Below are 23186 nucleotides of genomic sequence, written 5' to 3' on the forward strand. Positions count from 1 at the left end.
ATAAAAAAGGCTTTATTTTTATTCAGCTGAAGCCTCATTAGAACCTGTTCCTAAAACATCTTCAAGTTTTTCTTTTAATACTTGAGGAGTAAAAGGCTTAACAATATAATTATTAACACCAGCTTTTAAAGCGGTAATCACTTCGGCTTTACCACCTTCTGTAGTTACCATAATAATTGGCATATCTTCATATTTTTTTTCAGCACGAACTTTTTTAACAAGCTCTAAGCCATTCATTTCTGGCATATTCCAATCGGTAATTAAAACCTGAACATCTTCATTCTTAACAAGTAAATCCCAAGCCTCAACTCCATGTTCAGCCTCAAGAACATCATTATGTCCAAGTCTTGTTAGGGTATTCTTAATAATCCTTCTCATGGTAGAACTGTCATCAACAACTAACAATTTCACAATTTGTCCTTTCAAAAATTTATTTTGCTATTGATTTTTTAATTTCATTAACCTCGTAAAAAAATAATTATAACATTTTTTTCCTTAATTATTCTTATATTTTACTGCAAATAAATATATACTAAGTCCTATTAAAAGAAGATTAATGCCTCCAATAAGATAAAATACATAAAGCATTTGCGATAAATCACTCGAAACAAGTTTAAAAACAAGCATTAAAGCCTCTATAGCTAACGCTATAATAATAGATCCTAAAAATCTCACCATGGTTTTTTGAATCCCATTAATCTCTTTTTTTGTTTTTCCAAAAACCTCTTCTTCTATAATTGTTTTTGTTAAATCAAAAATAGCCAAGGCTAAAGTTATAGCAATGGTACTTTGAAAAATAACCTGTATGCCAACTTCTCCTTGAGGATGAAATAAACTAAATAAGCCTTTTTGAAATAAAAAACAAGTGATGATAAATAAAACTGCAGCAAAACAAAAATAAACTATACGACTAAAATAGGTAAAAATAGTTTCAGAATAGCCAGTTTCTATCATTTTTAAAATATTTGTTAAGCTGATATCAATGCAAACAACAAATAATAAATTATCCTTGTTATCATAAATAGGCATTGAAGCGGTAACACATAACTCATTGTTTAAAATTGAAGGGTAAGGATCGCTAAGAGTGCATCGCTTAAGATTAACAGCTCTATAAAAATAAGCTTTTGAACTCTTATCTTCCCCATCTCCTATTTCAAATTCTTTTTTTAATGCTATAGCGTTTCCAATTTGTCTTCCAGAAGTATCAAGTATATACAAAGCATCAAAAACTGAAATATCATGCTCGATTTTGTCTAAAGCAGCTCGTATGCTTTCAAGACGAATATCGGGAAGTTTATTGGGTAAATTTCTTGTTAGAATATAAGTCATATAAGCTCTAGCCTTATAACGATTATCTTCAAATCTTTGCATGTCTTTAATAAACATGTTTAATTACCTCCAGCATTGTGTTTAAATTCAGGCACTATTTCTTTTAAAAGACTAATTATATCTTTATTTTGCTTAAGCCTCTCAATTTGCACATTTAAAATATTTAAATCAATTTTCTCATTTTTTACCACAAAAATACTTTCATACTTTGTTTTAGCGTCATTTTCATCGATCAAAAGCTCTTCAAAAAGCTTTTCCCCTTTTCTAAGTCCTACGATTTTAATTTCCAAGTCAGGACGATTTGAAAGCAAAAGCATTTTTTTAGCTAAATCCATAATCTTAACAGGTTTTCCCATATCAAGCACAAAAAGTTCTCCACCTTTTGCAATAGCTCCAGCCTGCAAAACAAGTTGCACAGCTTCATTTACAAGCATAAAATAACGCACGATATCAGGATGTGTTAAGGTTAGCGCTTCTCCATTTTCAATTTGAGCTTTAAATTTAGGAATAACACTTCCACTCGATCCTAATACATTACCAAAGCGCACACAAGCAACTTCAAAATCAGAACTCGAAGAACTTAGTGTATAAAGCTCACAAACTCTTTTAGTACATCCCATGACACTTGTTGGACGCACAGCTTTATCTGTGCTAATCATTACAAATTTCTTAACACCGTTGGCCTTGGCACAATCGGTTAAAATTTTTGTTCCTACTATATTATTGATCACAGCAGCATAAGGATTTTGCTCGCAAAGTGGGACATGTTTATAAGCAGCAGCATGTAAAATCAATTCAGGTTGATATGTTTTTAATGCTTTATCAAGAGAATCTTGATCTAAAATACTCATCATCAAAGGAGTGATTTTTTCTTTGAAATTTTGCAATTCCTCATTGATTTTATAAAGATTAAATTCGCTATGATCAAGCATTATGAGATGTTTTGCACCAAATTTAATGCATTGTTTGCAAAGCTCACTTCCTATAGTACCACCTGCCCCGCTTACCAAAACGACCTTATCTTTTAAAAATGCCGCTACAGCTCCATCATCTAAATCTTTTGGCTTTCTAGCTAAAAGATCTTCTATGCTAATATCTCTAGTTTTATTTTGGGTAAAAGAAAATATTTTAACATCTACAATGCCATAGTCTATTAATTCTTCAAAAAGCTTTTTTAAAGATTCTTGCTCTAGCTTCAATGCAATAATAGCTGTTTTAATGCCATCTTGAATATATTCTTTGATTTTGCTTTTATCTTGAACGATAAATTTGTCACAATAAGTTCCTATAAGCTCTTTTCTCTCATCGATCACCCCAACAGGATAAAATCCTAAATTTCCCTCTCTTGCACCTTTTAACAAATGCAAAGCCTTAGAAGTTGCCCCTATAACGATGCAAGGATTTTCCTGCTCGGCTTTGGAAGATTTAAAATCTACAAGCATTCTTTTGCTGATCCTTAAAGTTCCTATAAACATATAAGATATAACAAAATCAATCCCTACGACACTTCTTGGAAAAGGGTTGAAAAAATCACTAAAAAAATAAAAAATGATTAAAAAGCAAAACTCAGCCAAAGCTAAAGCAAAAAAAATTTTTCTTGCCTCACTTAAAGAAAAAAATCTCCAAGCAACCTTATAAATTCTAAAAATAAATAAAAAAGCTATTTTCAAAAAAAGTAAAATAATTCCTGCTTTAAACATGCCTTGATAGAAAATATTTGCAATATCTCCACTAAAACGTAAAGAGAAAGCCAAATATATAGAAAGAGAAAATAAAATAATATCAAAACATAAAAAAAAGATTAATCTTTTGCTTTTATAAAAATCCATATCATTCCTTTATACTTTTAAGGATTAATTCTGAAATTTCTTTTACATCATTTTTTTGCATAGCTGTTCCGCTTGGCAAACAAATTCCTTTTTGAAAAAACAACTCACTATTTCCATTAATATAAGCTTTACAATCTTTAAAAACTGCTTGAGTATGCATAGCCTTCCAAAGTGGGCGTGTTTCAATCTGCTCTTTTTTTAAATCATCTATTAATTTAGAAATTTTTGGATGTAATGGTATATTTTTTTGAGAAATATTGATATTTTTTTCGCAAGAATTAAGCTCTTTCATATCAAAATCAATCAAAGCAGTGCTAAGCCAACGATTACTTCTTGAATCTTTTAATTCATCCAAAAAAGTTAATTTATCTCCTAAAAATTCTTTATACCAATTATAAATTTCTCTTTTTTTAAGTACTCTTTGTTCTAAAACTTCCATTTGTGCTAAACCGATAGCACCTAAGACATTGCTCAATCTATAATTATACCCATAATCTAAATGTTCATAATGCAAACAATCTTCCCTTGCTTGAGTGCTATAAAATCTTGCTTTTTCGACTTTTTCTTTATCTTTGCCAATAAGCATACCACCGCCTGAAGTTGTGATAATTTTATTACCATTATAAGAATAAACTCCAAATTCTCCAAACGTTCCTAAAGCTTTTTCCTTGTAAAAACTTCCTAAAGCTTCAGCAGCATCCTCGATTAAAATAATATTATTTTCACTACAAATTTGCACAATCTCATCCATCTTTGCAGAATTTCCATAAAGATGAGTTAAAATCAAAGCTTTTGGTTTCTTTTCACATTCTTTAATAGCACGTTTTAAAAGACTTACATCAAGATTATAAGTTTCATCACAATCTATAAAAATAGGCTTTGCCTTAAGATAGCAAATAGGTGCTACTGAGGCTATAAAAGTAAAAGATGAAGCTAAAACTATATCATTTTGTTCTACGCCTGCAACCCTTAAAGCTAAATGCAAAGCCGCAGTAGCGGAGTTAAGCGCCAATGCATTTTCACTCTTGCTATATTCTTTAACACTTTTTTCAAAACGATTTACAAATTCACCCAAAGGAGCAATATAATTACTCTTAAAAACTTCTTCAATATATTTTAATTCATTACCACTCATATGAGGAGGAGAAAGAAAAAATCTCATTTTTATCCTTTTTATAAAGAGCTTTGTATTTGTTATGCATTGTATCTAAAATAATTTACCAAAAATCAAACATTAAAAATTCTTTTTGCAGGTAAAATTTATTTTGCACCACTTTTAAAGTTTTTTAAATCTTCTTTTTTATACATACCTTTAAAACACATATTTTTTTATATTTGGTTTTTATAATAAGAGTTGGCGCTTCTTTTTTACAAAATAATCAAATTTCACCATTTCATAAAATTCTACATCTTCTCGTTTTGCAAAATGCATATAAAAAAGATTAAATTTGCGAGTTATATAAATTCACTTACACAGTGTTTTTAAATTTTTATTTTCCAATTCAAAGAAAAAGAAGTCGATAAAAGCCTTCGAATTTATATTTAGAGAGTTTTTCAAAGGATATGATATATATTTACTAAATTTATAAAAATCCATCCTAAAAGATGAAAGATTTGTTATATCCTTCTTGCAGGTACTCCTACAAAAACACCTTTTTCATTTTGACTTTTAATCAAAGTTGATCCTCCACCTAAAATACTATCATCAGCTAAACTTAAATTTGGCAAAACACAAGAATTAATCCCCAAAAGACAATTTTTTCCTATTTTTACATTGCCTGCACACTTAGCCCCAACACTAATGTGTGAAAATTCTCCAATTTCACACTCATGTTCAATTACACTTGAGGTATTTAAAATAACCCCTTTTGAAATTTTTGCTCTTGCATTTACCACAACATAAGGCATGATTAAAATTCCAGCATCTTCTTTTATAAAAGCACTAGAACTAATGATCGCACTTGGATGAATGAGATTGACTATTTTAAAACCACTTTGAGAAACTTTTTCAAAAAAATCTTTTCTTAATTGATTATTCCCTATAGCGATAAAAAAATCATATTTTTCTAAATTTGGATCAAAAGGCTTTGCTTTGAAATCATCTAAAAAAATGCATTCTTTATAACCTAAACTCAAAGCAACATCTTCGCAAACTAATCCATGCCCACCCGCGCCATAAATGTAAATTTTTTCAGTTTTTGCCATTGAATTTCTCTGTAGTAACGTGTCCTTCTTTGCTCACTCCGCTTCTTTTTAAAACTTTTAAAGCGGTTAAAAACATAATCTTTAAATCAAAGAAAAAACAAAGATTTTCTACATAATAAACATCAAGCTCGAATTTCTTTTCCCAAGAAATAGCGTTTCTACCATTTACTTGTGCCCATCCTGTAATACCGGGACGCACACTGTGACGCAATTTTTGTTTTTCATTGTAAAGAGGCAAATACTCCACCAATAAAGGACGAGGCCCAACAAAACTCATATCACCTTTTAAAACATTGAAAAGCTGTAAAAGCTCATCCAAACTTAAAGATCTTACAAGTTTTCCAAAAGCCTTTAAACGCTTTTCATCTGGCAAAAGTTCTCCATTTTCATCTCTTTCATCGCTCATTGTTTTAAATTTATAAATTTTAAAAATTTTTTCATTTAAACCTGGTCTATCTTGAGTAAAAATAACACTTCCTTGAGTTAGTTTTAAAAGCAAAGCTGTTATAAAAATAATTGGAGAAAATAATACAAGCAAAAATAAAGCTAAACAAAAATCAAAAATTCTCTTAAAAAAATGATTATACATTACTAATTACCCTTTTATAAATTTCCAAATAATGCTGTGCTATGATATTTTCATCATATTTTAAAGCATCCTTGGCTGCATTTGCGCCTAGATTATCTCTTAATTTTTCATCGCTCAATAAAAGTTCGATCTTATCACTTAAATCTTTAGCATCTCCCGTTTGAAACCAAAGTCCATCATAAGCATTTGAAATCGCCTCCACACATCCTTCACAATCACTCACTACAATAGCTTTTCCACAGGCTTTAGCCTCTAAAACACTCACAGGAAATCCTTCTTTATAGCTTGGCAAAACAAAAATATCGCAATTTTGCAATAATTCCACTATATCATTTCTAGAACCCAAATAATGCACACAACCCGAATTTAAAAAATCCAAACTCGCGCAAGAAGGATTATCATCTCTTCCACCTACTAAAATAAAATTGGCTTGTTCTTTTAACAAGCTTGCACTCTCATAAAATTCTTTAATTCCTTTATGCCACAAAGCCCTTGCTATCATTAAAACGATGGGTTTTTCGTCGATACAAAAATTCTTCCAAAAAATTCTTTTTGACTCATGATTGATTTTTATAGGGAAAAATTTTTTAAGATTAATACCAACTGATTTAATGATAAAAATTTTTTCTTTCTTAAGTCCTAAATTTCTCATAAATAAAGCGTTACTCTCATTTACAAAGATAAAGCCATTAGCAAGCTTAAAAGAAATTTTATATAATAAATTAATATTCCATCTTATCATCTTACTTTTAAAATTATCATCGATGTAAAAAGAACCGAGGCCTTCTACTAAGCCAAAAATATATTTAATTTTGGCTAATTTAGCAGCCATAATTCCAAAAGTATTGCTTTTGTGTGCAGCACACTGAATAAGATCTAAATTTAAATTTTTTAATACCTTTTTCAAATGAAAGAAATTTTTAAAAACCACAAAAGGATTTAAACTAGATCTTGAAAAATCATAAATAACAAGATTTAAATCTAATTCTTGAAGTTTTTGAGTGTATTCATCCTTTGGAACTATGATAAAAATCTCATGACCTTGTTTTTTTAAAGCTTTAATAATTGGCATTCTAAAATGATAAATACTCGCCCCCGCATGAGATAAAAAACCTATTTTCATATCAATAAAACCTAAATTTTTAATTTAAAAACTTTAACATCTTGTGTATTAATCACCAAATCAAACAAGCTCTTATCATAATTTCCTAAAAAAAACATTTGCACAAAAGCACTGTTATACATAGTCTTATCCATCAATATAAATTGTATATATGGAATAGGACTATTTTTGATATAAAAAAGATAATATTGTCCGTTTGGATCAATTGGAATTTCTTTATAATCATTTTGCTGCACCGAATTTAACTCTATAAAGCTATGAATCATTGAAATATCATTATCGATTTTTAAACTTCTAAAATCATCACTCAAGGCAACGCCATTGCTTAAAATGATTTCTCCATTTTCCCTACCCAAAGGATAAGCTGTACTGAAAACAAAAGGTTGGTCTAATTTTCCATTATTAAGATTAATCAAAGAAAAACTAGCAATTGTTGAAAAAATAGACGCCATTCTAAAAGGCATATATATATAAACATCTCTTGTTTTTGGAGTATCGATTTTAAAATCCGGCTTAGATAAAGAATATAAAAACAAATCGACATTACTCTCGTTATAATCCTTCATCATCGCCTGCAAAATATCTTTTCTTAAAAGACTATCATTAGGGGCATAAAAACTTTTTTCCGTATATTCAACGCTCAATCTTGCCATATTAGCCGCAGATCTTTGATTCTTGGTTAAAGCAAATGAAGGAAAGAAATTATCTTTTCCTAAATGCTTACCACCATCAACCAAAGTTTTAACATCACTATAATAACGGATAGGATAGCCATAATCCCACCAGGCCACAACATAATCTTCTCTATTTGCAATCTTTTTTAATTGATCTAATTGTGTTGCTTCATTTTTAGAAAAAACCGTTGGTGCTCTATAAACATAAATGTGAAACAAAGCTGGAGTTAAAGATAAAAAAACAAACAAAATGATAACGAAATTTACTGCCATTGCTTTGTATTTTTTTAAATTTATCTCCCTTAAAGAATAGACCAAATAGCCAAAACCAAAAGCTAAAACAGGAACAGCATAAATTGTAAAACGAAGCCCACTTTTTAAAGCTAAAAAACCTAAAAAAAGCATAGGTAGAGTTAAAATAATGCTTTTATGCTTTATAATCAACCAAATAAAACCTATACAAGAAGCAAGAAAAACAATTTCACTAGAACTGATTCTTTTCATAAAAACTCTCGAATCAATACTTTCAACCTCTTGTATAGTTTGATTAACGTTAAAATACATAAAACCATGCGTTAAATTAACGCTTTCATCTGATCTAAAAATATAAAATTTAAGTTGATAAAGTATAGGATCTATTCCGCCACTGATAATTAAAAAAATAAAAGTGAAAATTCCTAACAAAATTAAAAATTTTATTTTAAAGTATTCACTTTTAAGCGCATAAAAGCTAAACAATAAAACAACAATAGAACTTTGATAATACCAAGCAATATTAGGCAAAGTCATCAGCATCAAAATGATACTCATATAAAAAATAGTTTCTTTTCTATGAAAAATTAAAGAATACAATAAGAAAAATCCTATCAAGCTAACATTTAAAGTATAACTTGAAGGGTACCACCAAAGATAAACCCTGACAAAAAATGGCAAACATATCAAAGAAAATAGATCTTTTCTTAAAACCAGTCGTATCATAAAAAATAAAATAAAAAGCGGCAAAACAACGACAAGCATATCTGTATCATAATATCCAGCCATAGTTCTATTATAATAACTATTAGCTATACTTGCTAATAATGCAGCTATAAAACCAGCAAGAGAGCATTTGTATTCATTTGCGATTAAAATAATAGGTACAACAATCAATGAAGATAAAAAAACACTCAAGTATAAAATAATTGTTTCAAAACTAAAAGGAGTGATTTTATAAACCCAATAAGTAAATGCTGATAAAGAAGCATCATAATATGATAAATCATTAGGCTGGTGAAATCCTGCTATCATATCTCTTGCACCTTCTGCAAAAGCATAGCCATCGTTTGAAGTTATCATAAGTTGGTTATTGAAAAAGTACTCATTAAACTGACTCGCCCAAAAAATCCAATAAAATCTACAGGCTATACTAAAAATATAAGCACTTAAAATCATTAAAAATAAAATTGTATAAGGGTTTTTAAAATATTCTTTTTTAAACATACATTATCCTATTAAATATTCTAGAGCATTTCGTGCAATTTTAACTTTATCAAAATCAAGAGCTCTATTTTTGGCTTTATTTTTATAAGCTTGTCTTAAATTTTCATCCTCAATCATGGTTTTTAAACCTTGAAACATAGAATTTTCATTATCCACTTCTACCAACAAACCAAACTCATCATTTCCAAAAAGCTCTTTAGCACCACTTTTATGATCAGTGCATACCACAGCACACCCACAAGCCAAACTTTCAATTAAAACATTAGAAAAGCCTTCAAATACCGAAGCAAATGCAAAAAATTCGCATTTACTCATATATTTATAAGGATTATTATCAAAGCCTAAAAGTAAGACTTGATTTTCCAAGCCAAGCTCCTGTATCAAATTTTCTAATTCATTTTTTAAAATTCCCTCGCCTAAAATAACAAGCTTTAAATTTGTTTTAAGTCTTGCATAAGCACGGATAAGCAAAGCGTGATTTTTCCCTGCATCTAATCTCCCAACGCTTAAAATAAATTTATCTTTTAAAACAATTTCCTCTTGAGATTTTTTTTCTATATTTTCTAAATCTATAGCATTATATAAAATTTTACATTGTTCTTTTTGGATTTTAAAATTTTGAACTAGATCTTCTAAATTTCCTTTAGAATTTGGTAAAATCAAATCCGCCTTAGGATACAAACAAGAAATCAAAAATTTATTCGCCCAAGAATTAAAATTCTTTTTTTTATACATCACGCTTGGAGTGGTACATTCATTGATAACAAGGCGGGTTTTATTGCCAAAAATTCTTGCCATTAAAGCTATATAATTTGGACGATTTAAGAATACAAATTCGGTGTTTATATTTAGTTTTTTACACATTTTTTTATATTTTAAAGCCAAAAATGGAAGTTTAATCAATTTTAAAATCGCATTTTCACTAGGCTTGGAATGTTCTAAAAAATGGATATTGCATTTTGGTATCTCATAACAAATTTTCTCATTCATTAAAATCAAATGCACTTCAAATTTAAGATTTAACATAGGAAGTAAAGTTGCCACAACTCTTTCAGCACCACCACTTCCTAAAGAATAAATAAAAATTGCTAATTTTTGCATAAACTCGTCCGTATTTTAGATAATTTTTTAATCATACTACTTGGAATTATACTTAAAATGAGTAATATTAAAGCAGGTGTATTTATCTTGATGCTCAAACTTTTAAATAAACAACGATAAAGCTCTTTAAATTTTCCTCCAAGTTTTGCATAATAAGCTGCCATCTTATAATAACTTGCACACATATTTTTATAATCTTTATCACCAGTTTGTTCTAACTCATTTTCTAAAATTCTAGCAAGTTCTAAATAACCAAGATAAACCCTAATAGCATTTTTACTTGCCGCTAAAGTTACGCTATCGCTTCTATTTAAACGATAAATTCGAAAGGCTTGATGAATATAAAAAGTTTTTTCCTTGTATAGATGTATCCAAAGTGTTGCTTCATTTCCATAAAATTCTTCATTAAAACGCTGATTTTTTAGTAAAGATTTTTTAAAAATAGAAAAAAACTCTCCATGAAATTTTCCCATCAAAAAATCTTTCTTACAAAGTTCTTGATCTTTATTTAAGCCCTTTCCGCTAAATTCTTGAGTGAGTTTTCCTTTTTTTTCTATAAAACAATTTCCAATAACATGAGAATAGCCCTCATCAATTTTTTGCATTAAAATTTCTAAAGCATGAGGTAAAAGCTCGTCATCATCATCTAAAAAGCTTATAAATTCCCCATTAGCATGATCTAAGCCATTATTTTTGTTTCCATTAGGTCCTGCTTTGTATTTATCGTTTAAAACATATTTTATGCGATTATCTTGCTTTTGCATTTCTTGCACTATATCTTTTGTTTCATCATCTGAATGATCATCGCTAATGATAATTTCTAAATCTTTATAATTTTGCATCTGTATGCTTTTAATGGCTTTTTTGAGTAAATTTGGACGCTTAAAAGTAGGAACGATGATTGAAATTTTAGCCATGAGAAACTTCTTTAATCAATTTTAGCCATTGTTTTTTTATCTCATTAATATCAAAATTGATACATCTTTTTTTGGCATTTTGTATTAAATTTAATCTAAAATCTTCATTTTGTACAATCCATTCAATTTTTTTTGCCAACATTTCTTCATTATCGCATTCTACCAAAATACCATCTTTATTATCTTCGATCAAATCTTTAGAGCCATCATGATACAAAGTTGAAATTCGGCACACATTAAAATACAAACTTTCTATAAGCACAGTTGGCAAACCCTCAACAAAAGAGCAAAGACAAAGTATTTTAGCCTTTTTATAAAGCTCTTTAACATTTTCCACCCTGCCTAAAAATTCCACCAAAATATGCATTTCTTTGGCTTTTTTTTCAAGCATAGATCTTAATTCCCCATCACCCGCTACTACAAAACGATAATTTTTTTGTATATTTTGATCTAATTTAGCGATTGCTTTTAAAAACATCATAGGGTTTTTATTTGCATCCAAGCGACCCATAAAAAGGACTAAATTTTCTTTTTCAAAAGAAGAATCAAGTGAAATTTCAGTGCTAAAATGACAAGGGTTTAATAAAAGTTCAACCCTTTTGACAAATTTTTTATAATAAATTTTATCACTACTACCTAAAACACTTAAAGCATCACAATAAGGATAAGTCAAACGCCTTAAAAATCTCCAAATTTTAGATTTTAAATAAGCTTGATTGCTATGCTCGCTAATAATAAGTGGGGTATTAAGCCCTATTTTAGCGATAATACAAGCGATATTTGTAGTATCTAAAAAAGAAATAAATACATCGCTTGGAGTTTGTTTTAAAAATTTTCTCAATGTAAAAAATTTCTTAAAACGACTTGCAATTTTATGATAAATCGTATCAAATCTAAACTCTGGCAAGGTTTTAAGATTGATATTATTTTCCAATGGATAAAAAGAATTTCCTTGGTGAAATTTTATGATATTCACCTCATGTTCCTTACAAAGTGCATTTGCTAAGGTTACCAAAACACGCTCTGCGCCACCTGAGTTTAAAGTCGCTATAATAAAAGTAATTCTCACTTAATCTTCCTTAATCAACCCACCATGCTCTAAACGATAAATACTATCACAATTTGTTATAGTAGAAAGACGATGTGCGATGATAATCATCGTTTTATCTTTTGAAATTTTATAAATTTCATCCATAATCTTAGCTTCACTTTTAGTATCAAGTGCTGATGTTGCTTCATCAAGAACTAAAATTTCAGGCTCTAAATACAAAGCTCTAGCAATAGCTATGCGTTGTTTTTGCCCTCCGCTTAAATTGCTTCCACCATCTCCAACTTTTGTCCAAATTCCATCAGGAAGATGCTTGATAAAATGTTCCAAATTTGCTTGTTTGATCACTCTAAAAAGCCTTTCTTCATCAATCTCATCTCCAAAGCTAATATTTTTAGCAATGCTGTCATTAAAAAGATAGATATTTTGAGGGATATAGCCTATTTTTTGGCGATATTTTTTAGCGTTTTTAGAATTTAATTCCACCCCATCAACCAAAACCCTTCCTTCTTTTGGACTTAAAAGCCCTAAAATAATATCCACTAAAGTGCTTTTACCACAACCGCTCTCCCCTATAAAAGCGATTTTTTCACCTTTTTTTATCTCTAAATTTAAACCATTAAAAAGATTTTTTTTACCTTTATAGCCAAAACTTAAATTTTCAAGTCTAAGTTCTTTTTTAAAAGAAATTTCTTCATCGCCTAAATTTTCTTCTTCTTGTTTAAAAATTTGATAAATAATATCCAAAGAAGAACGATAATAAATCAAATCATGATAACTTGTAATGATACGATTTGCACTTGGCATCAAACGATAAAGTGCTAAAACAAAAATAGAAATTGTAGCCAAAATACTAGAAATATCACTTTCATTTTTTAAAACCAAAAAAATCACGATAAAAACAAGGATGCAAAAACCCACACCCTCTAAATAAATTCTAGGAATGGCACTCATGCTTTCATTAGTAATATTTGCTTTAGCAAAAGCTTCGCTTTGAGCTTTAAAAAGATTTAAAATTCCATCTTCTTTGGTTTTAAGTTTAATGAGTTTAAAATTATTTAGATTAGTGTTTAAAATTTCAAAAAAATTTTTCATTGCTTCTTCGCGTCTAAGCCCTGCTTTTTTGATAATAGGGCTTAAAATTTTAATTAAAATCAATGCATTAAAAACCATAAAAATACTTAAAAATAAAGTGATTTTATAATTAATTAAAAGCATTAAAACATAAAGCAATATCACAACAAAAATTTCACTCATCATCAATAAAAATGAAGAAATCATCGTGCTTAGATTATAAACTTCTCCTGTGATGGATTTTAAAATTTCAGATTGATTTTTTTGAGTAAAATTTTCATAATTAATATTTAAAAATTTTGCAAAAACTTTATAGGCGATATTATGATATCTTCCTTTGGAAAATTTAGCCAATAAGTGAAAATAATAACTATTTAAAAGAGCTCTTAAAACATAAAAAATAATCAAAACAAAGCCAAAATAAACAATGATTTTAAATGTTGGCAAAGCTAAATAATTTTTAATTTCTATCAAATAATGATTACGATCAAAATAAGAAAAATCACTCGCTAAAGTGATAAAAGGCATCACTAAAGAGATTGCAAAACTTTCTATAAAAGAAATTAAAACTGAAAAAAAAAGCAAAGAAAATAAAAATTTTTTATCCTCTTTGCTTAAAATGAAAAATAGTCTTTTTAACACTGTTTTTCCCAATCATAAGCTGATTTGCAGATTAAATCCAAATCATCAAATTTTGGTTGCCAAGAAGTTAAAGTTCTTATTTTTTGTGCATCAGAGATCAAAACACTTGGATCCCCTTCTCTACGAGAAGCAAGTTCTACTTTAAAATCAACCCCAGTCACTCTTTTCATAGACTCAATCACTTCTTTTACGCTAAAACCATGTCCATAACCCACATTAAAAATATCGCTTTCATGATTTTGCAAATACTCTAAAGCAGCCAAATGTGCGCTTGAAATATCATCAACATGGATATAATCTCTTATACAAGTTCCATCTTTTGTATCATAATCATCGCCAAAAATAAACATTTTCTCGCGTTTTTTTGCCGCACATTCTGCCGCTACTTTTATAAGTAAGGTCGCTTTTGGATAGCGTTGGCCTATATGAAAATCCATACAAGCACCCGCAACGTTAAAATATCTTAATATACAATACTTAAATTCAGGATGGGCTTTATTGGCATCTTTTAAAACCTCTTCACTCATTAATTTACTTCTACCATAAGGATTAATAGGCGCTAATGGGCTATTTTCACTCACAACCGGAGTTTGAGGTTCTCCATAAGTTGCAGCCGTAGAAGAAAAGATAAATTTATTTACACCTGTTTCTATACAAGTTTTAATCAAATTGGTCGTGTTTATGGTATTGTTCATGTAGTATTTTAAAGGATTTTGAGTACTCTCAAAAACCTCTATACTTGCCGCAAAATGAACAATGGCATCAAATTTTTCCCTTTCAAATAAAGAATTCACCTCTTTAAAATCACTCAAATCTAATTCAAAAAATTTAAAATCTCTTATGCTTTGCAAATCGTTGATTGCGATTTTTGATCCCTTAGAAAGATTATCTAAGACACAAAGTTCATGATCTGTTTTTAAAAACTGCCTTAAGGTATGAGAACCGATATATCCTGCACCGCCACTAATAAGAATTTTCATCATTTTTCCTTTCTTGATCACTAATAACTTTTTAAATTCTAATATATTTATTTTAACGATTAAATTTGTATTTTAGAAATTTCATTTTCACACGCTTTACAAAAGACTTCAACATAAGAACGATTAGCCTTTTTTGTTTTTAAAAATTCACCCATGGTATCTAAAAAGCCGACATAATCCTCATCGTTAATATTTGCTTTGATTAGCTCATATTTTAAAAAAAGCATATAGGTGTTTAAAACATCGCTTTCGCAATACTCATGAATTTTTTCAAGCTTATCTTCATAGTATAAACTCATCACCTCATCACCATGCACATCATATTTTCCTGGCAAATCAGCCATGGCACAAAGCACATCAAGCTTCATCCCCCTAAATCCTCCAAAGCTTTCAAACAAATCACAATGTTTAAGCTCTGAAAAACGCGTTTTATAATTATTCCATTTATCACTTTGCGTATCAAGATAATTTGCCGCTTTAATATTGTATTTTAAAGCCCTTAAAACCAACAAAGGCATATCAAAATTTTTTCCATTATAACTGACTAATTTTGGTTCGTATTTTTCAATAAAAGAAAAAAAATTATGGATCATTTCTTTTTCATTATCACCATCTATTTTATTCACTTTAATAAATTTACCAAAACTATCAGCAATCACTGCGCAAATACTCACAATCTTATGATAAGGTAAAGGCAAAAACTCATTTCCACTTTGCTCTTTTTGCCATTCTAAGGCTTTTAAGCTCACCTCCAAATCATTCCCCTTAAAAGCTAAAGTTTTGCGGATCAAATCGACATCAGGTATGCTTTCACAATCAAAAATACAAATATAGCCCTCATTTTTAATCATAGTTTAACCTTCTTTTGTAAAATTATTTGTTAAAATCATAGCAAAAAAATTACAATATAGGTTTGAATGAAAATAGCAATCGTTCGTTTATCCGCTTTAGGTGATATTATACAAAGTGCTGTAGTGCTGCAATTTATAAAAAATTTCAAAAAAGATATAGAAATTCATTGGTTTGTAGATGAAAAATTTAAAGGCATACTCAAAAATCATCCACTCATTGATAAACTCTATGCCCTACCCTTAAAAGATAAGCATTTTTTTAAAAGCTTGAAAATTTTGCTTAAGGCTAGAAAAAATAATTATAATGCTGTTATTGATCTACAAGGACTTATAAAATCAGCCCTAGTGAGTCGAATTTTGAGTCGCAATAATTTTGGCTTTGATCAAAACAGCTTAAAAGAAAGTTTTGCGCACAATTTTTACAATCAAAAATTAAATATAGATTATAATGAGAATGTTTTTGTTCGGTATCTAAGCCTTAGTTCTTTTACCCTTAATGAAGATTTTAATCCAAAAGATTTAGCCTTTAAAAAAGATGTTTTTTGTGTGGATGAAAATTTAAAACAGCTTTTGCATAAAAAATTAAAACTTGATCAAAATACAAAAAATATACTCATACATGTTGGATCAAGTGTAGAAAATAAAATTTATCCTAAAACAAAAGTTACCCTTCTTTGCAAACTCATCATTCAAGAATTTCCTGAAGCCAAAATTTTCTTATCTTGGGGAAATGTTAAAGAATTTGAATTTGCTAAGGATGTGATCAATTTAAGTGCCATTGATGAAAAAAATATAGAACTTGCTCCAAAATTCAATCTAGAAGAACTTATGGCCTTTACAAAAATGATGGATTTAGTTATTGGCAATGACAGCGGCCCTACTCATCTTGCTTTTGCTTTAAATAGGCCTTCTATTACCATATTTGGAGCCACTCCAAGCTATAGAAATGCCTATAAAACAAACATCAATAAAATCATAGACGCAGGCAAAAAAATTACAAATTCCAAACATATCGATAAAAGTGATTTTTGCATTATGCGCATAGAAGAAGAGGATATTTTAAAACTGATCAAGGAAATTTTTGATGAAAAGTAAAGACTGGCTTTATCTTTTTACTTATTATACACTTAAATTTTTAGTAATTATCATGCCTGATTTTATTCTTGATTTTTTAGCTTTTATCGTTGCAAAAATCGTTTTTAAGATCAACCATAAACATCGAAAAATTATAGATACCAATCTTCAAATTTGCTTTCCTGAAAAAAATCAACTCCAAAGAGATGGGCTCTCTTTTCAAATTTATCGCAATTTTGCTAATTTTGGATTAGATTGTATTAAAAATCAAAACACAAGCAAAGAGAAAATTTTAAATAAAGTCGTGATCGACAATGAAGAAATCATAAATGAAGCCTTAAAAAGCCAAAGAGGTATTATATTTACAACTGCACATTATGGAAATTGGGAACTTTTAAGCCTTGCTTATGCTGCTAAGTTTGGAGCTATTTCCATAGTAGGAAGAAAGCTAGAAAGTCAAAAAATGGATTCTATTTTGGCCAAAAATCGAACTCAATTTGATATAGAGCTCATCGATAAACAAGGCGGTTTAAGAAAAATGCTAAATGCAATTAAAAATAAACGAGCATTAGGCATACTCACTGATCAAGACTGCACCGATAATGAAAGTATCCAACTTGATTTTTTTGGTAAAAAAGTCAATTATCAAATGGGAGCTAGTGTTTTAGCCCAAAGAACAAAGGCTTTAATTTTACCCGCTTTTGTGTATCAAGGCGAGGATAAAAAATTTCATATCCGACTTTTTAAAACTATAGATCCTTTAGAAAAAAGCATCGAAGAACTCACGCTTTATCAAGCAAATTGTTGTGAAGAAATGATTAAATTTAAGCCTGATGAGTATTTTTTCTTTCATAAAAGATTTAAGGAAATAATCGAATATTAAAACAAATATTTTAAATTTTTTATATTCTTTATCTTCTTTGGATGTCTTAAAAAATATAAAATAGCATGCTTAAATAATAATTTTTTCTTTAATTTAACATTTTTTAATATACTTACTGTATTTAAAGGATCTATTTTTAGATCAACTTTAAATAAATTACAATGCCAAATTAAAGAATTTTCAAAAAAAATATTATATTTTGGTTTATTTTTTTTAAAATAGTTTTGATAAAAATCATTTATAATAATTCCTGATATAAGCACACAATAATAATGATAATACTCTTTTAATGTTTTATAATTATCAAAAGAATCACTAATATTTTTTAGATATTTAGGAATATCTCTAATATTTTTAGAGCTTGATGAACCATCTCTTACCCTATATACCATCAAAACATTATGCAAAAATAAAATATTATTTGATAACCCAAACAATATAATACCAAAATCATTATCCTCGTTATAAATTCCATGAGTAAAACGAAGATTATATTTATTTAGCATGGTTGTTTTAAATAAGCCTTGCCAAGTAAAGACAAAAGAATATTTATTTATATCCACTATAGAATCTAAGGCATAATTATATTGATTTGATTTTATCTGATTTGGTATTTCAAAATTATGATTATAATCTATTGTTTTGCTATTCTGGATAAATCTGCATAGATTATGAGCGCAAATATCCAAATTCTTTCTAATCATATTTTCAACACATAATTCTATACAATCATTTAAAAAATAATCATCAGAATCTAAAAAATGTATTATAGAGTTAGGCAATTCTTGTATTATAAATTCATTGATATTTTCTAAATTGGTTTTAATATATCTTTTTTGAATTTGTTTAAAATTTGATTTTATATCTTCTTTTTTTATTATTTTTGTTGTTTTTTCAAAAGTATGAGTTTTTTCAAAAGAGATGATATCTTCTTCTTTATTGTCTTCAAAAAAAAGTCTAAGTTTAGTTCCTTTTATAAATTCTATCCCTACATTTCTAGCTGAACTTTGTCCGCCATTTTCTTTTGAAATGAGAAAAATTCTTTCATCTTTTTGTAGATATTCTAAAGCTATTTCTAAACTTTCATCATTGCTTCCATCATCAACTAAAATAATGTCTAAGTTTTTATATGTTTGATGAATTACGCTCTCAATACATTCTTTTAAATATGGTGCCACATTATAAATTGGGATAATAATACTTATTAAAGGATTATTCATTATAATATCTCTTTTATTGTTTTTGATAAATTATAGCAAAAAAAGGTTTATATGGATTTAAATAAAATTAGCGCAACGATAATTGTTAAAAACGCACAAAACACTATACTAAAATGTTTAAATTCCCTAAAAGAATTTGATGAAATTATCTTACTTGACAATGAAAGCACTGATGATACTATAAAAATAGCTCAAGATTTTCAGCTAAAATACAATAATTTAAAAATTTACAAAAGCGAATTTATAGGTTTTGGGCCTTTGAAAAATCTTGCCTTAAGTTATACTAAAAATGATTGGGTTTTAAGTATAGATGCAGATGAAATTTTAGAAAAAGAATGCATAGAAGAATTAAAAAAGCTTGATTTAAAACCAAATAATATCCTTGCATTACCAAGAAAAAACCTTTATCAAGGAGAGTGGGTTAAAGCTTGTGGGTGGTGGCCTGACTTTGTTTGGAGAATTTTTAATAAAACGCATACTCATTTTAATAAAAATTTAGTCCATGAAAGTCTAGAAATCTTTGAAAATACAGAAAAAATTTATCTCAGGCATGGACTTAAACATTATGCTTTTAACAATATAGCTCATTTAATTGAAAAAATGCAATATTACTCCACCTTATGGGCTAACCAAAACTTGCACAAAAAAAGCAGCATTTGCAAAGCCAATCTAAGGGCGATTTGGACTTTTATAAGAAATTATTTTTTTAAAAAAGGCTTTGTTTATGGTTATAAAGGCTTTATAATTAGCATTTGCAATGCCTTAGGAGCTTTTTTTAAATATATGAAGCTATATGAACTACAAAACAAAAAACCAAAAAATTGTGCACTAATCATCACTACCTATAATCAAAAAGAAAGACTGGCTCTAGTTTTAGATAGCATTAAACACCTTAGCTTAATGCCTGATGAAGTTATTATAGCTGATGATGGAAGCAAAAATGATACGGCAGATTTAATCAAAAAATATCAAGAAAACTTTCCTTGTGAATTAAAACACGTTTGGCAAGAAGATTTGGGATTTCGCGCAGCAAAAAGTCGCAACAATGCTATAAAAGCGTCTCATTGTGAATATATCATTTTAATTGATGGGGATATGATTTTAGAAAAAGATTTCATAAAGGATCATTTAAAATTTTCTCAAAAAGGTTTGATTTTACAAGGTTCTAGAACCATTTTAAATGAAAATGAAAGCGATAAAATTTTAGAAAATCAAAATTTTAAACTAGCTTTTAACAAAAAAGGATTTAAAAATCAAAAAAATAATTTCTTAGCTAAGGTAATTTATAAATTTTCAAAAATTGATAAAAAAATCTTTAAAAAAACAACGCTAGTTAAGGGTAGTAAAACATGCAATATGAGTTTTTATAAACAAGATTTTGAAGTTATAGAGGGCTTTAATGAAAATTTTATTGGATGGGGTAGAGAAGATAGTGAATTTGTTGCGAGATTTTTATTTAGTAATGGAATTTTTAGAAGAATCAAATTTAGCGCCCTAGCCTATCATATCTATCATCAAGAAAATGATAAAAATATGCTACAAGGCAATCATGAAATTTATCTTGATACTATAAAAAATCAAAAAACCACTTGGAGAAACTAAATGAATATTTTATTACTCATTGGAGATATCACCATAGGCGGAGGCGCTGAACGCGTTGTGGTTAATCTTGCTAATGCCTTTTTAAAATATGATCACAAAGTAAAAATACTTAGTTTCTACAAAGAAAATGAAAATATAGCTTATGAAATAGACAAAAATATAAAAGTTGATTTTTTAAATTTAAAATCACAAAAACAAATGAAAAAAAATCTTTTTTATAAAGCATTTTACAAATGCTATGAAAGCTATCTTTTAAAGAGAAAGTATAAAGACATGGACATTATGATTTATAATAATTGTCCGCAATTTCCTCTTTTTAAAAATAAAAACACAAAATATATTCATTTTGTACATTCACATTTTAAAAAATACAGAAATAAAAATAACTATTTTGATGCTTTAATTGTGCTTTCAAATTATAAAGTTATGTAAAAAAGTAAAGTGAGATAAAATCTAATTAAAGTATTATTTTATAGTATTTTGATTAGATTTTTTTAGAAATCAAAGTGAGGATTTATTCTTTACATATTTTTACAAAAGCTTTACATATTTTTTACATTCTTTTTACAAATACTTTACAAAGTTTTTAAAAGCTAAAGAGTGGTCTTTTTAAAATATCCTACAACGCGTCCTAGTATTTCAAAATCTTCCCCATCTAAGCTTATAGGCTCGTAAGCTTTATTATCACTAAGGAGTTTTAGTTTAGGACGTTTTTGCAAACGTTTTACATAAAGCTCATCTTCGATGCGTGTTACACAAATTTCTCCTTCTTTTACCTCGCCTTGTTGAACCAAAAGATAACAATTTTCAGGGAGTGTTGGTACCATAGAATCGCCTTGCCCTAAAATCACAGAGAGATTTATAAAAGAATATAAGCCAAAACATTCACGTAAAAAACCTTTAGAAAGACTCAAAGTTTGATTGCTTTCATCATCATTATAAGTACCACTTCCAGCGCTTGCCCTAACGTTCTCAAAAAAAGGGATATTTATTATATCATCATTTAAGGTTTGAGATTCCAAATTTGCATTAGGAGACGAGTAGGAGACAAAATTTGTCGACTTGGAGACATTACTAGGAGACACAAAGTATGTAATATCAATTTCTAATGCATTCGCAATTTTTTCTAGATTCTCTAAAGTTATATTTCCCTTATCAGCTTCATATAATTGCAAACTTGCCCTTGAAACACCACTAATTTTCACTAGCTCATTTTGAGTTAGTTGTTTAAATTCTCTAGCTTCTTTTATTTTATTGCCTAATTTCATAAGCTTTTCCTTGACAAGCATAATATATTATGCTATAATTCTATTACTTTTAAAAGAATTGTATCACAAAAAGGCAATTTTTAAAAGAGGTTCGGGTGGGTAGGAAGAATGTCACTTTTGAAGCTTTAAAATGGAAGTTTAAAGTGTAAAAAGGTGGTTGTAAAACTCAAAGTTTGGAAGCTAAAAATCACTTTCAAACTTGAGTTGTAAAATCATCTTTACCACTCCTTTTTGGAATGGTTTAGGTGATTATATCATAAAGGAGTAAAAATGCGTAAAAGCTTTACAAGCTTAACCGAACAAATGAGTAAAAAAGGCTTTAAGCTTCGTACTTGGGCTAAATTTAAAAAGTTAAAAGAGAGTGATTATAGACTGCTTTTAAATATGAGTTATGGGAAGACAAAAGGCATAAGAGGTAGGGCTAAAGAATTAAAAGAAATGTTAGAAAAAGATGGATTTAAGGTGGCTTAATGTGGATAAGTAGCAAGGAATTTGCAATAGAAAATAACATAAATAAAAAGAGCTTAGAAAAGGCATGTTTTAGAGCTTCTTTGGGTAACAAAAAATTTTGTTCATATAAGCATAATATATTATGCTTTAAATATATTAGCGGTAAAGGTCACGCAGGTAAAACTCTCCAAATCTGGTCTAAGCCTTTAAGCAAGGAAGAAGCAAGTCTAATAGATCAAGGTTTCAGTATAGAAGACATAAGTCATGATTTATCAAACTGCAAAAACGCAAGTACTCAAGCATACCTAGCCAAGCACACATACAAAGATGAATTTTCAAATAAAACAACACAAGAATTTTTAAGCAAACCATTAAATGATGATGTTTTACTTAAAAATTCTAACACATTAAAAATACAAAATGCGAGCAAAGCTTTGGAACAATCTAGCAATAACATAGAGTCTAATAAAATGCTTAGCACAAGAGAATTTAACACACAAGATGAAAGAACACAAGATAAACATTTACTTATGAACCATACAAATTTTTTAAGCGAATTTGCAAAAGCAAGTTCTAAAAAGCAAAATTTAGCTTTGCAAAAAGCTGCTGTGGTTAAAGAGTGGCTTCATGCTAAAGGCAAAATAAGCACTAATGATTTTATAAGCTATATCAATGCTAAGAAAATTTATGAGTTTAAACTCACGCAAAACAAACTCTTCGCTTGGCAAAAAGAATATTTGGCACGTGGGCTTGATGCTTTAGTAGATAAAAGAGAAAATAAAAAAGCAGATGAGATCGAAAGACTTGGTATAAAAGAACTTTTTGTAAATACCTTGCTCGCACAAAAA

The 23186-nt window shown here is 28.6% G+C and carries 21 protein-coding genes and 1 pseudogene; 6 read left to right on the top strand and 16 right to left on the bottom strand.

What is annotated here, in order from left to right; genetic code table 11:
• Positions 1-18: 18 nt before the first annotated feature.
• From CQA75_RS02365 to CQA75_RS02435, 14 genes are all read right to left on the bottom strand, one after another.
• The gene (locus CQA75_RS02365) at positions 19-411 is read right to left on the bottom strand and encodes a chemotaxis response regulator CheY (protein ID WP_137623456.1); all 393 of its coding nucleotides are present in this window, start codon (positions 409-411) and stop codon (positions 19-21) included.
• 84 nt (positions 412-495) lie between these two features.
• A complete protein-coding gene (locus CQA75_RS02370) occupies positions 496-1386 on the bottom strand; it encodes a PDC sensor domain-containing protein (RefSeq protein ID WP_137623457.1) in 891 nt (296 codons plus the stop codon).
• Positions 1387-1388: 2 nt separating this feature from the next.
• Positions 1389-3158: a UDP-N-acetylglucosamine 4,6-dehydratase (configuration-retaining) gene (gene pglF / locus CQA75_RS02375; RefSeq protein WP_137623458.1), complete on the bottom strand. Its 1770-nt coding sequence runs from the start codon at positions 3156-3158 to the stop codon at positions 1389-1391.
• Between the two features lies 1 nt (position 3159).
• Positions 3160-4320 carry a UDP-N-acetylbacillosamine transaminase gene (gene pglE, locus CQA75_RS02380; RefSeq protein WP_137623459.1) on the bottom strand — a complete coding sequence of 387 codons (1161 nt, stop codon included), beginning with the start codon at positions 4318-4320 and terminating at the stop codon, positions 3160-3162.
• A 455-nt stretch (positions 4321-4775) separates the two neighbouring features.
• Positions 4776-5363 (bottom strand): UDP-N-acetylbacillosamine N-acetyltransferase, encoded by a 588-nt coding sequence (pglD, locus tag CQA75_RS02390; RefSeq protein WP_137623460.1) that lies wholly within the window; start codon positions 5361-5363, stop codon positions 4776-4778.
• The gene (pglC, locus tag CQA75_RS02395; protein ID WP_137623461.1) at positions 5350-5952 is read right to left on the bottom strand and encodes an undecaprenyl phosphate N,N'-diacetylbacillosamine 1-phosphate transferase; all 603 of its coding nucleotides are present in this window, start codon (positions 5950-5952) and stop codon (positions 5350-5352) included. The genes pglD and pglC overlap by 14 nt, the downstream gene beginning before the upstream one ends.
• Positions 5945-7075 (bottom strand): glycosyltransferase family 4 protein, encoded by a 1131-nt coding sequence (locus CQA75_RS02400; protein WP_137623462.1) that lies wholly within the window; start codon positions 7073-7075, stop codon positions 5945-5947. The genes pglC and CQA75_RS02400 overlap by 8 nt, the downstream gene beginning before the upstream one ends.
• Before the next feature lie 11 nt (positions 7076-7086).
• Positions 7087-9228 carry an STT3 domain-containing protein gene (locus CQA75_RS02405; protein WP_137623463.1) on the bottom strand — a complete coding sequence of 714 codons (2142 nt, stop codon included), beginning with the start codon at positions 9226-9228 and terminating at the stop codon, positions 7087-7089.
• Between the two features lie 3 nt (positions 9229-9231).
• Positions 9232-10329, bottom strand: coding sequence for an N-acetylgalactosamine-N,N'-diacetylbacillosaminyl-diphospho-undecaprenol 4-alpha-N-acetylgalactosaminyltransferase (pglJ, locus tag CQA75_RS02410; protein WP_137623464.1), 1098 nt, complete (start codon positions 10327-10329; stop codon positions 9232-9234).
• Positions 10317-11246, bottom strand: a complete 930-nt coding sequence (gene pglI, locus CQA75_RS02415; RefSeq protein ID WP_137623465.1) for a GalNAc(5)-diNAcBac-PP-undecaprenol beta-1,3-glucosyltransferase — start codon at positions 11244-11246, stop codon at positions 10317-10319. The genes pglJ and pglI overlap by 13 nt, the downstream gene beginning before the upstream one ends.
• Positions 11239-12315 (bottom strand): GalNAc-alpha-(1->4)-GalNAc-alpha-(1->3)-diNAcBac-PP-undecaprenol alpha-1,4-N-acetyl-D-galactosaminyltransferase, encoded by a 1077-nt coding sequence (pglH, locus tag CQA75_RS02420; RefSeq protein WP_137623466.1) that lies wholly within the window; start codon positions 12313-12315, stop codon positions 11239-11241. Before pglH ends, pglI begins: the two co-directional genes overlap by 8 nt.
• Entirely contained in the window at positions 12316-14010 is a 1695-nt protein-coding gene (gene pglK, locus CQA75_RS02425) for a BC-type lipopolysaccharide transporter PglK (RefSeq protein WP_137623467.1), read from the bottom strand.
• The gene (galE, locus tag CQA75_RS02430) at positions 14004-14990 is read right to left on the bottom strand and encodes a UDP-glucose 4-epimerase GalE (RefSeq protein ID WP_137623468.1); all 987 of its coding nucleotides are present in this window, start codon (positions 14988-14990) and stop codon (positions 14004-14006) included. The genes pglK and galE overlap by 7 nt, the downstream gene beginning before the upstream one ends.
• A 59-nt stretch (positions 14991-15049) precedes the next feature.
• Positions 15050-15841: a 3'-5' exonuclease gene (locus CQA75_RS02435; RefSeq protein ID WP_137623469.1), complete on the bottom strand. Its 792-nt coding sequence runs from the start codon at positions 15839-15841 to the stop codon at positions 15050-15052.
• Positions 15842-15907: 66 nt separating this feature from the next.
• Here CQA75_RS02435 and waaC point away from each other — a divergent pair, with 66 nt between their 5' ends.
• Positions 15908-16936, top strand: coding sequence for a lipopolysaccharide heptosyltransferase I (waaC, locus tag CQA75_RS02440; RefSeq protein WP_137621412.1), 1029 nt, complete (start codon positions 15908-15910; stop codon positions 16934-16936).
• The gene (locus tag CQA75_RS02445) at positions 16926-17798 is read left to right on the top strand and encodes a lipid A biosynthesis lauroyl acyltransferase (RefSeq protein WP_137623470.1); all 873 of its coding nucleotides are present in this window, start codon (positions 16926-16928) and stop codon (positions 17796-17798) included. The genes waaC and CQA75_RS02445 overlap by 11 nt, the downstream gene beginning before the upstream one ends.
• On the opposite strand, the gene CQA75_RS02450 is transcribed toward CQA75_RS02445, so the two are convergent.
• Complete coding sequence (locus tag CQA75_RS02450; protein ID WP_137623471.1) at positions 17795-19018, bottom strand: glycosyltransferase family 2 protein; 1224 nt, start codon at positions 19016-19018, stop codon at positions 17795-17797. The genes CQA75_RS02445 and CQA75_RS02450 overlap by 4 nt on opposite strands.
• 51 nt (positions 19019-19069) lie before the next feature.
• On the opposite strand from CQA75_RS02450, the gene CQA75_RS02455 reads away from it, so the two are divergent.
• Both CQA75_RS02455 and CQA75_RS02460 read left to right on the top strand, forming a co-directional pair.
• Positions 19070-20620, top strand: coding sequence for a glycosyltransferase family 2 protein (locus CQA75_RS02455; RefSeq protein WP_137623472.1), 1551 nt, complete (start codon positions 19070-19072; stop codon positions 20618-20620).
• Positions 20621-21052: a glycosyltransferase gene (locus CQA75_RS02460; protein WP_137623473.1), complete on the top strand. Its 432-nt coding sequence runs from the start codon at positions 20621-20623 to the stop codon at positions 21050-21052.
• A 161-nt stretch (positions 21053-21213) separates the two neighbouring features.
• Here CQA75_RS02460 and CQA75_RS02465 read toward each other — a convergent pair whose 3' ends face one another.
• Positions 21214-21888 carry an XRE family transcriptional regulator gene (locus CQA75_RS02465; protein WP_137623474.1) on the bottom strand — a complete coding sequence of 225 codons (675 nt, stop codon included), beginning with the start codon at positions 21886-21888 and terminating at the stop codon, positions 21214-21216.
• A gap of 270 nt (positions 21889-22158) precedes the next feature.
• Here CQA75_RS02465 and CQA75_RS02470 point away from each other — a divergent pair, with 270 nt between their 5' ends.
• Both CQA75_RS02470 and CQA75_RS02475 read left to right on the top strand, forming a co-directional pair.
• A complete protein-coding gene (locus CQA75_RS02470; RefSeq protein WP_137623475.1) occupies positions 22159-22359 on the top strand; it encodes a hypothetical protein in 201 nt (66 codons plus the stop codon).
• Positions 22359-23186, top strand: a pseudogene (locus CQA75_RS02475) (hypothetical protein); the annotation flags it as partial. The gene CQA75_RS02470 and the pseudogene CQA75_RS02475, both read left to right, overlap by 1 nt.

Source organism: Campylobacter taeniopygiae (assembly GCF_005406225.1).
Taxonomy (GTDB): domain Bacteria; phylum Campylobacterota; class Campylobacteria; order Campylobacterales; family Campylobacteraceae; genus Campylobacter_D; species Campylobacter_D taeniopygiae.